The sequence below is a fragment of the Sorangium sp. So ce124 genome (assembly GCF_051525235.1).
GTDB lineage: Bacteria > Myxococcota_A > Polyangia > Polyangiales > Polyangiaceae > Sorangium > Sorangium atrum.
Genome location: NZ_CP150312.1, coordinates 2,520,004 through 2,531,875, shown reverse-complemented (window position 1 = coordinate 2,531,875; position 11,872 = coordinate 2,520,004). Strand labels below are relative to the sequence as shown.

Sequence of the window (11,872 nt, the reverse complement as noted above, 5' to 3'; positions counted from 1 at the left end):
CGAAGCCAGCTCCGCCGTCCCGCCCCTCGCGCCCATGAACGCCGCCGCCGCGCTCCTCTGGCTCGCCACCGTCGCCGCGCCGCTCGGAGGGCTGGCCGCGCTCCTCGTCTGGTCGCAGCGCCTCTATGGCAGGCGCCGATTCGCGGTGGGGACCGCGTTGCTCGGCGCGCTCGCGTTCGTGCCGGCGCTGCTCATCGAGACCTTCCTCCAGCGCTGGCAAGGCCTCGACAAGTCCGCCAGCACGCTCGACGCCGTCACGCTCGTCTACATCTTCGTGGTCACGGCGCCGCTGGAGCAGGGGCTCAAGGTGGCGGCGGTCGCGCCGTTCGCGCGGCTGCGCGCGGTGGAGGAGCCGTTCGATGGGCTCGTCTACGCGGCCGCCGCGGCGCTCGGGTTCGTGTCGGCCCGCAACGCCGTGTACCTGTGGGGCCGGCCGCTGGACCCGCTCGACATCGCGCGGGCCCTCCTCGCCGTGCCGGCGCACCTCTTCTTCGCCTCGCTCTGGGGCTACGCGCTGGGCCGCGAGCGCACGCGGCCGCTGGGCGGCCGTCGCTTCAACGCCATGTGGCTCGGCGCGATGCTGCTCAACGGCGCCTACGACTACATCGTCTTTGCGTGCCGCCCGGTCGCGCTCTTGATCGCGGCGCCGGTGCTCCTCGGCACCGGCCTCGTGACCTTCCTCGCGGCCCGCGACCTGCTCCGCCGAGGCGCGTCGCCGCACAGCTCGCAGCGCAGGGAGCGCCGCTTCCTTCCGCGAATCGCTCCGCCGTCGCTCGGAACGTTGCGTGAGGCGCTCAGACGCACCGAACGACCGGTGACGCTCACGTGGATCGCCTTCGGCGCGCTCGTCACGGTCGGGGTGATGACGACCGCGCTCGCGGCCGCTGTCGCGCTCGGCCACCGCTTCGGCGTCGACTTCGCGGCGGTGGACCGGGGCGACGCCTCGACCGCCGCGGCGGCGCCGCTCCTCTTGCTCGTCGCAGGGGCGATCGCAGCCTTTCCCGTGGCTGGCTATCTCGTCGCCCGGGCCTCGTCGACGGGCAGCATCCTGGAGCCGGCCGCCTCGGCGGCGCTCGCCATCCTCGGTTCTCTCGTGCTGCTCGGCCTCGCGGCGCCCGTCGCCGTCGTGTTCGCGGCCGCGCTCGCCCCCATCGCCTTCAGCCTCGCTTGCGCAGGCGCCTGGATCGGCACGACGCGCTGAACGCGCCGCAGGCTCACGCCTGGCGCCGGAAATCCTGCCAGCTCGCCGGTCGTCGGCGCCGCGCCCGCGCGTCCCCGACTTCGTCTCCGCGCAGCGCCGCCCCACGCCGCAGCGCTGGCCGCAGCTCGTCGACCAGCAGCGCTACGCGGTCGCCGCCTTCGCCGCCGGCTGCTGCTTGGCTACCTCGTCCTGGAACCTGCGGAGCAGCTCCTGCGCCGCAGGCGACAGGTTCCGCGGCACCTCGACCTGGATGATCACCTGGAGCGCTCCGCGGCCGCGACCGTCGATCCGGGGCGCGCCCTTGCCCTTGACCGAGATCACCTCGCCGGGCTGCACGCCCGCCGGGACCTCGACGTCGACCGCCGTGTCGTCCGGCAGGTCGATCTTGACCGTGCTGCCGAGCGCCGCGTCGGCGAAGGAGATGGGCGCGCGCGTGATGAGGTCGAGCCCGTCGCGCTCGAAGCGCTCGTCCGCGGCGAGATCGACGTCGACGTACAGATCGCCGGGCGGCGCGCCCTGGGCGCCCGGCATGCCCTGCCCCGGTACCCTGAGCCGCTGGCCGCCGTCGATGCCGGCCGGGAAATTGACGACGACCTTCCGCGTCTTCTCGACCGCGCCGAACCCCTTGCAGGTGGCGCAAGGCGTCTTGATGACAGACCCCTCGCCCGAGCATTCAGGGCACGTCTGGGTGAACATCACGAACCCGCGCGAGGTCGAGACCTGCCCGGCGCCGCCGCACGTACCGCACGGCTTTCGCTTGGTCCCCGGCTTCGCCCCCGAGCCGGAGCAGTCGTCGCACGCCACCGGCGTCCGCAGGACGACCTCCCGCTTGCAGCCGAGCAACGCGTCCCGCAGCGAGAGCCGCTGCTGAACCCGGATGTCCTGGCCGCGCGCGGGCCCGCGCCGCCGGCGCTGCCCGCCGCCGAAGCCGCCGAAGAACTCCGAGAAGATGTCCTGGAAGTGAGAGAAGATGTCGCCGTCGGCCGCGCCGCCGATCCCCTCGAGACCGGCGTGCCCGAACTGGTCGTACCGCCTGCGCTTCTCCTCATCGGAGAGGACCTGGTACGCCTCCGTGGCCTCCTTGAAGCGGGCCTCCGCCGACGCATCGCCGGGGTTCCGGTCCGGATGGTTCTTCAACGCAGCCTGACGATAGGCCTTGCGAATGTCGTCAGGCGTCGCGTCCCGCGCGAGGCCAAGAACTTCGTAGAAGTCGCGCTTTTCACTCATGAATCGTGGACCGCCGCGTCGATCCTGCCCGACAGCGGGCACAGGCGCCGGCTGACCATAAGTCGTCGTGCGCGCCTGTCAACGCGTAATACAGCGTGAACGCCCGCGGTGGCTGCGCAGCGGGAGTTCTTCCGTGCGGGCTGCGGCGCTGCTACTGGCCCCGGCGCTGGAACGCGGGCGTGTCCCAGTCGGAGTCGAGCGGAGGGACGAAGCTCGCGCGGTCGCGCGGGCCGCCGCCTGCCGCCTGCACCTGCGGCGCGGGCCGGCGGGTGGTCGGATACGCGACCTCTTCGTGCCGGTGCGGCTGGCGCTGCGTCATGGGCATGGGAGGAACGCTCGGGGCGGAGCGGCCCGACATCGGCCCTGCCGCCGCGGCCAGCGACGCTCCGATCGAGTGCGCGGTGGCGCGCGGCTGCGCGGCGCTCGCGAGCTGCTGCGGGACCTCGGCGACGAGGTGATCGAAGCCGGTCGCGATGACCGTGACCTTGATCATCTCGCCCATGTTCTCGTCGATCGTCGCGCCGAAGATGATGTTCGCGTCCTCGTGCGCCTGCTCCTGCACGAGCGTCGCGGCCTCCTCGATCTCGCGCATCCGCATGTCGGGGCCGCCGACGATGTTGATGAGCACGCCGGTCGCGCCCTCGACCGAGATGTCGTCGAGCAGCGGCGAGCTGACGGCCATCTCGGCGGCGAGGCGAGCGCGGCCCTGCCCCTTCGCGCAGCCGGTGCCCATGAGCGCGCGGCCCATGTTCGACATCACCGTCTTCACGTCCGCGAAGTCGACGTTCACGATCCCGTTCTGCGTGATGAGATCGCTGATGCCCTTGATCGCCTGATAGAGCACCTCGTCCGCCTTGCGGAACGCCTCGACGAACGAGAGGTCCTCGTCGCCGAGCGAGAGGAGCTTCTGATTCGGGATCGTGATGAGCGTGTCGACGTGCTCCGCGAGCATCGCGAGGCCGAGCTCGGCGCGGCGCGAGCGCTGCTTGCCCTCGAAGAAGAACGGCTTCGTCACGACGCCGACGGTGAGGCAGCCCTCCTCGCGCGCGAGCTGCGCGATGACCGGCGCGGCGCCCGTGCCCGTGCCGCCGCCCATCCCCGCGGTGACGAACACCATGTCCGCGCCCTGGATGCACTCCTTGACGCGCGTCACGTCCTCGAGCGCCGCCTTGCGGCCCTTCTCGGGATCGGCGCCCGCGCCGAGACCACGCGTGACGCTCGCCCCGATGTGGAGCTTGGTCGGAGCGAGGCTCGCGCCGAGCGCCTGGGCGTCGGTGTTGACGACGATGAACTCCACGCCCTCGAGGCCGAAGTTGATCATCGTGTTGACTGCATTGCCGCCAGAACCGCCACAACCGATGACCTTGATCCGGGCGTCGTACCCGGTGTGCTCGTCGGCAAACTCGATGGAGAAACTCATGAACTCCTCCCGGGGAAGTACAGCTAGCCGCTCGGCCCGGCGCCGACCCCTGCGGAGGTCGAGCGGCTCGGAACCCTCAGTGCGCGAGGAAGTCCTCGCTCCGGACGGTCTTCGGAGGGGCGCCTCTTCCCCTTCGAACACCGCGCTTCAAACCCTCTTGACTTCGCGTTCAAGAGCGATCGCCGGTGCGCTATCGGACCCTCTCAAACCCAATTCTCTAACAACTTTCTCTTGCCACGTCATGCCTAGAATGCTGCTCGAAGCCAGTTCCAGAACCTCCCGCTCGACCTCTTTTCAATCGTCATTTCTTCGACGACATCTCGGCGCAGCTCGCGCTCGCGGAGCTTCTCGCGACGGATCTCCGCGCGTCCTGCGTGGCCGGCGTCGAGCGTCACCGGCGTGAGCGCGCGCGCCTGCGCGAGTGCGTTGGCGCCGTACTGAACGAGGCCCACGCCGGTCGCGTACTGCGGGCCGGCCACGAGCTGCGTGATGCCTCGCACGCCGACCGGCACGCCGAGGCGCACGGGCATCCCGAGGATCTCCTCGGCGAACTCCGTCATCCCTTCCATGAGGACGCCGCCGCCGGTGACCACCGCGCCGGCCGAGAGCTGCTCGAGCATCCCCGTGTCCTCGATCCGCTTGCGGATGACCGCGAAGATCTCCTCGACGCGCGGCTCGATGATGTCCGACAGGACGCGGCGCGCCGCCTTGCGCGGCATGTGCCCGCCGACGCCGGGGACCTCGATCTCCTCCTCGTCGCCCACCATTCGGCCCAGGGCGCAGCCGGCGTTGCGCTTCAGGCGCTCGGCCTCGCCCATCGGCGTGCGCAGCCCGGCGGCGATGTCGGCCGTCACGTTGTTGCCGCCCGCCGGGATCACGCTGGCGTGCGCGATTCCGCCGTCCACGTAGAGGAGCAGGTCGGTCGTACCGCCGCCGATGTCGATGATGGCGACGCCGATCTCCTTCTCGTCCTCGGAGAGGACCGCCTCGGCGCTGGCGAGCGGCTCCAGCACCACGTCGGCCACGGTGAGGCCGCAGCGCTCCGCGCAGCGGACGACGTTCTGCACGCACGAGGTCGCGGCGGTGATCAGGTTCACCTTCACCCCGAGCCGGACGCCGCTCATCCCGACCGGGTCGCGGATGCCGTCCTGGTTGTCGACCGTGAACTCGCGCGGCAGGACGTGCAGGATCTGACGATCGGCGTCGACCGGGATGGCCCGCGCGCCCTCGAGGACGCGCTCGACGTCCAGCCGCGTGACCTCGCCGCCGGAGACCGCGGCGACGCCGTCGGACTGCTGGCAGCGGATGTGGCTGCCCGCGACGCCGGCATACACGGTGCGGATCTCGACGCCCGCCATCGTCTGGGCGGCCTCGATCGCCTCGGCGATCGAGCGCACCGTCCAGTCGATGTTGCTCACCACGCCCTTCCGCAGGCCGCGGCACGGGACGTTGCCCACCCCGAGGATGGTGATCCCATCAGCGTCGATCTCGCCAACGACCGCCGAGACCTTGGTCGTCCCGATGTCGAGTCCGACGACGATCTCAGTAGTCTCCATCCGGCTCTTCATTGCGTGCACCACCTCATGCGGGGACGAGCCCCATGCGCGTGTAAGGCGGGCACGACGCTGCCATGAGCCAGCAGCACCGGCCAAGTTTTGCTCGGCGATCGCCGGCGCGGAGAGCGGGCCCGACGGCGCTCATCTCATCCTCACCACGACGCGCTCGGGGTGCGCGTCGTTGTCGAGGAAGATCACCGACGCGCTCGCCTTTCGCTGGGCGAGCTCGGTGAGCACCCGCGACGCCTGGGCGACCTTGTCCCGGTAGGGCGGCTGCCCGAGGTGGAGCGAGATCGCCTCCTTTCCGATGGTGACGACGATCGACCCGTCCCGCTCGACGTGGAGCTCCTGGGTCGGATAGCGGCGCGCGACGCCGGCGCGCTCCAGGTCCTCGACCACGTCGAGCAGGCTCCGGACCGCGATGACGACGCCGGGGCGATCCCGCGCCACCTGTTCGCCGGTGATCCCCGTGACGATGGGGAGGTCGACCGGGTCGTCCTCGGCGAGCTCCTTGAAGAGCTCGCCGTCGCGCGTCGCGAGGTAGAGATCGCCGCCGATCGCGACCATGGCCTGCGCCTCCCGCTCGACGACGTCGACGTGGATCGTCGAGGGGAGCCTGCGCGTGACCGTCGCCTTCTCGATCCAGGGGTCGGTGGCGATCGAGGCGCCGGCGAGCTCGAGATCGAGCGTGAAGATGTTCTTGCCCACCTCGATGCCGCCGGAGCTGGCCACCTGCTCAGCGGTCCGGCGCTGGACGCCGTCGACGAGCACCGTGCGCACGGCGAAGCGAGGGCTCGACACGATGTAGCGGCGCGCGCCCCACGCGACGGCGGTCGAGGCGACGAGCACGACGGTGGCGCCCGCGAGCAGCTGCAGCGCGCGGAGGTGGCGCGCGATCGGCCGCCGAGGGCGCGCCGCGGGGGGCGCGCCGTCCTTCGTCGACGGGCGCGGCGGGCGCACGGAGACGCTCGTCGCCGGCGGGGCCGGCGACTCGTGCGACGACGGGGTCGACGCGCGCACGCGCTCGTTCTTCGGCGGCACCGCCGCGACGGGCTCGGGCTTCGAGCCGCGCGCGGAGGCCGCCCGGACCGGCGGCGCCGCGGGCACCGAGGGCAGCGTGCGGCGGCGGTTCGGCGGGGGCGCGCTGGGACGCTCGGTCATGAGCTGCCCTCCTGCGGCGGAGACTTCGCCTCGAGCCGCGCCTTGAGCCCCCGCACGCACGCGTTCACGTCGCCCGCGCCGAGCGCGATGACCACGTCGCCGGGCCGGACGATCTTCTCGAGGGCCTCCGGGAGGTCGGCCTTGTCGGCGATGAAGCGCGCGTCATGGTGGCCGTGCTCCCGGATCGACTGGACGAGGCGGTCCGCGGTGACGCCGGGGATCGGCGGCTCGCCCGCGGCGTAGATGTCCGTGACGAGCAGGACGTCGGCCTGGTTGAAGGCGCGCGTGAACTCGTCGAAGAGATCGCGCGTGCGGGTGTGCCGGTGCGGCTGGAAGGCCACGACGACGCGGTGATCCTCGCCGGGGAACGCCCGGCGGGCCGCGTCGATGGTGGCGCGGATCTCGGCCGGGTGGTGGCCGTAGTCGTCGATCATCGTGACGCCGCCGATCGATCCGACGACCGTGAAGCGGCGAGCGACGCCGCCGAACGTGGCCAGCGCCTGCTTGGTGACGTCGAGCGGCACCTCGAGCTCGTCCGCGACCGCGATGGTGGCGAGGCAGTTGAGGACGTTGTGCGCGCCCGGCATCTTCACCGTGAAGCCGCCGAGCGGCTCCCCCCGGCGGTACGCGTTGAAGCTCGTCTCGAGGCCGCGGAACTGGATGCCGCGCGCCGAGTAGTCCGACTGCGGCGAGACGCCGTACGTGACGTGGCGGCGCGGGATGCGCGGGAGCAGATCCTGGACGTGCGGGTGGTCGAGGCAGAGCACGGCGAGCCCGTAGAACGGGACGCGCGCGGCGAACTCGACGAAGGCGTCCTTGATGCGCTCGTGCGTGCCGTAGTGATCGAGGTGCTCGGGGTCGATGTTGGTGACCACCGCGATCGTCGGGGTGAGCCGCAGGAACGATCCGTCGCTCTCGTCGGCCTCGGCGACGAGCAGGTCACCGGCGCCGAGCCGCGCGTTCGTGCCGAGCGCCGCCATCTTGCCGCCGACGACGACGGTGGGATCGAGGCCGGCGGCGCGCAGGACGGTGGCGACCAGGGAGGTCGTCGTGGTCTTGCCGTGCGAGCCCGCGATCGCGACGCCGTACTTCACGCGCATCAGCTCGGCGAGCATCTCCGCGCGCCCGATCACCGGGGTGCCGAGCGCGCGCGCCTCGGTGAGCTCGGGGTTCTCGGGGCGGATGGCGCTCGAGTACACGACGACATCGACGCCGCGGACGTTCTCGGCGCGGTGGCCGATGTCGATCCGGACGCCGAGCGACGTGAGCCGCCGCGTCGTCGAGCTCTCCTTGAGATCCGAGCCGGAGACCTCGAACTCGAGCGAGCGCAGGATCTCGGCGAGGCCGCTCATCCCGACGCCCCCGATGCCGACGAAATGGACGTGGCGAACGCGACCGCGGAACATCAACCTGCCTCCTCCCAGCCGAGGCCAGCGCCGAGCGGCGCGGCCTGGTTCGTCACGACGCCGCGCTGCGCCTCGTCGACGCGCTCACCGCGAGCGCCGAGGGTGGGGAAGCGCAGCGCGCGGTGGCGCGGAGCCCGCGCGAGCTCGAGCAGATCGGCGGCGACGCGCGCCGCGGCGTCCGGCGTGCCGAAGGCCGCCGCGGCGTCCGCCATGCGGGCGCGGAGCGCCGGGGCGGCCGCGAGCCGGGCAATCTCGTCGGCGAGGCGCGCCTCCGTGGCGTCGCCCTGGGCGATCGCGACCGCGGCGGAGGCCCGCTCGAGGGATTGCGCGTTCCTCAGCTGGTGATTGTCGGCCGCGAACGGGTAGGGAATCAGGATTGAAGGGCGCCCGACGGCGCAGAGCTCGGCGAGCGTCGACGCGCCCGCGCGGGCGATCACGACGTCGGCCGCGGCGAGCGCCTCCGCCACGTCGTCGATGAACGGGACGACGCGCGCGCGCCCTGCGAGGCCGAGCTCGGCGTAGAGCGACCGGACCGCGGCCTCGCGATCCCTGCCCGTCTGGTGCACCACCTCGATCTCGACGCCGCGCTCGCGGCCTCGCGCGATCGCGCGAGGGACGACGTCGTTCAGCGCCAGCGCGCCCTGGCTGCCGCCGAGCACCAGCAGGCGGAGCGCGCCTTCGCGCGGCGCGTACGGGGCGCGGGCGAAGGCGCGCCGGAGGGGGACGCCGAAGAGGCGCACGGTGCTCGGGCGCAGCGCGCGCGCCGTCTCCGGGAAGGCGACGTACGCGCGGTCGACGATGGGCGAGAGCAGCCGGTTCGAGAGCCCGAGGACGCTGTTCGGCTCCAGGATCGCGACCGGCACGCCGAGCGAGCGGGCCGCGAGGGAGACCGGTCCGCCGGCGTACCCGCCGAGCGAGAGCGCCACGCGGGCGTCGAGCCGCTCGACGAGCCGCCTCGCCTCCGGGAGGACGCTGCCCGCGCGGGCAGCGCCGCGCACGAAGCCGGAGAGGCCGCCCCCGCGGAGCGGCAGGACGTGGAGCAGCTCGAGGCTGTCGCCGCGCTCGCCCATCACGCGCACCTCGATGCCGCGCGCGGTGCCGACGTAGACGACGCGCGCCTCGGGCGCCGCAGCGCGGACGGCGTCGCCCACGGCGATCATCGGGAAGACGTGGCCGCCGGTGCCGCCTCCGGCGATGAGCACGGTCACCATGTGCCGCCCTCCTCGGCCGACGCGGCGACCACGGCCGACGCGCTCGGCGCGTGCGGGATCGGCGCAGCGCCCGCCTCGCCGCTCTTCTCGGAGGCCACGACGGTCCGCGACCGGCTGATGCTGAGCAGGATGCCTGCGGCCACGGCGTTCACGAGCAACGAGGAGCCGCCATAGCTGAGGAACGGCAGCGTGAGCCCCTTCGTGGGGAGGATCGCCATCGCGACGGCGAGGTTCGTCATCGCCTGCACCCCGAAGAGCGTCGCGATGCCGAACGCCATGAAGCTGCCGTAGTCATCGGCCGCCTCGAGGGCGATCTTCACGCCCCGCGAGACGATGACGAGGTATGCCGCGCACAGGCCGACGATGCCGACGAAGCCGAGCTCCTCGCCGACGATCGCGGACACGAAATCGGTGTGCGCCTCCGGCAGGTAGAGCACCTGCAGCCCTCGCCCGAGGCCGAGGCCGAAGAGCCCGCCCGAGCCGAAGCTCATGACCGACTGGAACGGCTGGTAGGCGAGGTCCGCGCGGTTGTTGTCCATGTCGATCCACGCGAGGTAGCGCGCGTAGCGGTAGCCGCTGAAGCGAACGAGCGCGGCGCCGGCGAGCGCCAGCAGCATGGAGAACGCGGCGATGTACGGGACGCGCGCGCCCGCCACGAACAGCAGCGTGAAGGTCAGGAAGAGCAGCACGACAGCGCTGCCGAAGTCGGGCTGCTTGAGGCAGAGGAGCATCAAGAGCCCGACGACGAGGAGGTGCGGGAGGAAGCCGACGGAGAACGACTTGATGCGCTCGGCCTTCTTCGACAGCGAGTAGGCGAGCCAGAGCACGATGCCGAGCTTGGCCACCTCGGCCGGCTGCACGTGGACCGGGCCGAGCGAGATCCAGCGGTAGGCGTTGCCGGCCTTGTGGCCGAGCCCCGCCACGCAGGCGACCAGCATCGCCGTGACGGTGATGAGCACCGGGTACGTGAGGACCTTGAGCCGGCGGTGATCGATGCGGCTCGTGATCCACATCGCGGCGACCGAGAGGACCGCGTAGACCGCCTGACGCTTGAGGAAGAACTGGGCGTCCTTGTAGCGCACCGTCGCCTCGACGGCGCTCGCGCTGTAGACCATCACCACGCCGAAGCCGATGAGGGCCGTGACGACCGCCGCGAGCAGGGCGTCGACCGGCCCCGACGGGCTCGATCGCACCTTCCAGAAGGCCTCGGCGGCCGCCGCGATCCCGCCCGGCGCCGCCTTCTCCTGGTCCGGGGGACCGACGTGCCGGTTCTTGGGTGCATCGCCGCGCGCGCCGAACGCGCCGCTCCACGACATCACGACGCCACCTCCCCGGCGGCCCCGCCGGCAGCTCCCTGGAGCTCGCGGACCGCGCGGACGAAGGCGTCGCCGCGGTCCTTGTAGTCGCGGAACATATCGAAGCTGGAGCACGCGGGGCTGAGCAGCACCGCGTCGCCCGGCCGCGCGAGGGAGCGCGCCGCCAGGACCGCCTCCTCCATCGAGCCCGCCCGCGCGATCGGCAGGGCGCCGGCGGCCGCAGCGGCGATGCGGTCCGCGGCCTCGCCGAGGACGACGAGGGCGCGCCCCCGCTCGCGCAGCGCCGAGACGAGCGGGGCGTAGTCGCCGAGCTTGTCGCGCCCGCCCGCGATCAGGACGGCCTTCGCCTCGCGCAGGCCAGAGAGCGCGGCGACGGAGGCGCCGACGTTGGTCCCCTTCGAGTCGTCGTAATAGCGGACCCCGTCGACGTCCGCGACGAGCGCGGTCCGATGCGCGAGCCCCTCGAAGCTCGAGAGCGCGTCGCCGATAGCCGCCGCGGGGGCGCCGAGCGCGGCGGCGAGCGCGACGGAGGCGCAGGCGTTCGCGAGGTTGTGCGCGCCCGTGAGCCGCACGCGATCCAGCGGGTAGCTCGCGCCGGCGACGCGGTCGACGATCGCGTCCCCCGCGGCGCTCACGTCCGCGCGGGCGTCGCGCGCGCTGAACGTCACGACGCGGGCGCGCCCGCGCGCCGCCTGGCGGGCGACGAGCTCGTCGCCGAGGGGGACGACCGCGACGTCGTCGGGCGTCATGCGCTCGAACGGGTTGCCCTTCGCGTCGGCGTACGCCGCGAAGCTCGGGTAGCGGTCGAGGTGATCGTCCGTGATGTTCAGCAGCGCGTGGGCGCGGGCGTGCAGCGTCGGGACGCGCTCCGCCTGGAAGCTCGAGATCTCGAGGACGAGGACGTCCCACGTCTGGTCGACGACCTCGGCGAGGGGAGTCCCGAAATTGCCGCCGACGAACGTGCGCAGGCCGGCCCGCTCGAGCATCGCGCCCGTGAGCGCCGTCGTCGTGCTCTTGCCGTTGGTCCCGCCGACGAGCACGACGGGCGCCGAGACGAAGCGCGAGGCGAGCTCGAGCTCGCCGATGACCTCGCGCCCGGAGCGAGCGACGGCGTCGAGCGCGGGGAACGACGGCACGCCCGGCGAGACGACCACGAGGTCGGCGCCGTCGAACAGCGCCGGGTCATGCCCTCCCGGCGCGAGGGCGACGCCCTCGCCCTCGAGGGCCGCGGCCGCGGCGGAGAGCCGCTCGCGCGGCGCGCCGTCGTTCGCGATCACGCGCGCGCCGCGCGCGTTCAGGAGGCGCGCGGCCGCGACGCCGCTCCGGCCGAGCCCCACGACGATCACTGTTCGCCCGCGGACGTCCATCATGCCC

9 protein-coding genes are annotated in these 11,872 nt (G+C 72.6%); 1 reads left to right on the top strand and 8 read right to left on the bottom strand.

Annotation, left to right across the window (positions count from 1 at the left end):
• Positions 1–34: 34 nt before the first annotated feature.
• Positions 35–1,201 carry a PrsW family intramembrane metalloprotease gene (locus tag WMF19_RS09610; RefSeq protein WP_437898808.1) on the top strand — a complete coding sequence of 389 codons (1,167 nt, stop codon included), beginning with the start codon at positions 35–37 and terminating at the stop codon, positions 1,199–1,201.
• A 141-nt stretch (positions 1,202–1,342) separates the two neighbouring features.
• On the opposite strand, the gene dnaJ is transcribed toward WMF19_RS09610, so the two are convergent.
• The 8 genes from dnaJ to murD all read right to left on the bottom strand — a co-directional run bounded on the left by dnaJ (position 1,343) and on the right by murD (position 11,868).
• A complete protein-coding gene (dnaJ, locus tag WMF19_RS09605; RefSeq protein WP_437800311.1) occupies positions 1,343–2,428 on the bottom strand; it encodes a molecular chaperone DnaJ in 1,086 nt (361 codons plus the stop codon).
• Between the two features lie 151 nt (positions 2,429–2,579).
• The gene (ftsZ, locus tag WMF19_RS09600) at positions 2,580–3,848 is read right to left on the bottom strand and encodes a cell division protein FtsZ (RefSeq protein WP_437898807.1); all 1,269 of its coding nucleotides are present in this window, start codon (positions 3,846–3,848) and stop codon (positions 2,580–2,582) included.
• Between the two features lie 245 nt (positions 3,849–4,093).
• A complete protein-coding gene (ftsA, locus tag WMF19_RS09595; RefSeq protein ID WP_437898806.1) occupies positions 4,094–5,416 on the bottom strand; it encodes a cell division protein FtsA in 1,323 nt (440 codons plus the stop codon).
• Positions 5,417–5,545: 129 nt separating this feature from the next.
• Positions 5,546–6,565 (bottom strand): FtsQ-type POTRA domain-containing protein, encoded by a 1,020-nt coding sequence (locus WMF19_RS09590; RefSeq protein WP_437898804.1) that lies wholly within the window; start codon positions 6,563–6,565, stop codon positions 5,546–5,548.
• Complete coding sequence (murC, locus tag WMF19_RS09585; protein ID WP_272101351.1) at positions 6,562–7,971, bottom strand: UDP-N-acetylmuramate--L-alanine ligase; 1,410 nt, start codon at positions 7,969–7,971, stop codon at positions 6,562–6,564. Before murC ends, WMF19_RS09590 begins: the two co-directional genes overlap by 4 nt.
• Positions 7,971–9,182, bottom strand: a complete 1,212-nt coding sequence (gene murG / locus WMF19_RS09580; RefSeq protein ID WP_437898803.1) for an undecaprenyldiphospho-muramoylpentapeptide beta-N-acetylglucosaminyltransferase — start codon at positions 9,180–9,182, stop codon at positions 7,971–7,973. Before murG ends, murC begins: the two co-directional genes overlap by 1 nt.
• Entirely contained in the window at positions 9,176–10,498 is a 1,323-nt protein-coding gene (ftsW, locus tag WMF19_RS09575) for a putative lipid II flippase FtsW (RefSeq protein WP_437901609.1), read from the bottom strand. Before ftsW ends, murG begins: the two co-directional genes overlap by 7 nt.
• Positions 10,498–11,868 (bottom strand): UDP-N-acetylmuramoyl-L-alanine--D-glutamate ligase, encoded by a 1,371-nt coding sequence (gene murD / locus WMF19_RS09570; protein WP_437898801.1) that lies wholly within the window; start codon positions 11,866–11,868, stop codon positions 10,498–10,500. Before murD ends, ftsW begins: the two co-directional genes overlap by 1 nt.
• Positions 11,869–11,872 lie beyond the last annotated feature (4 nt).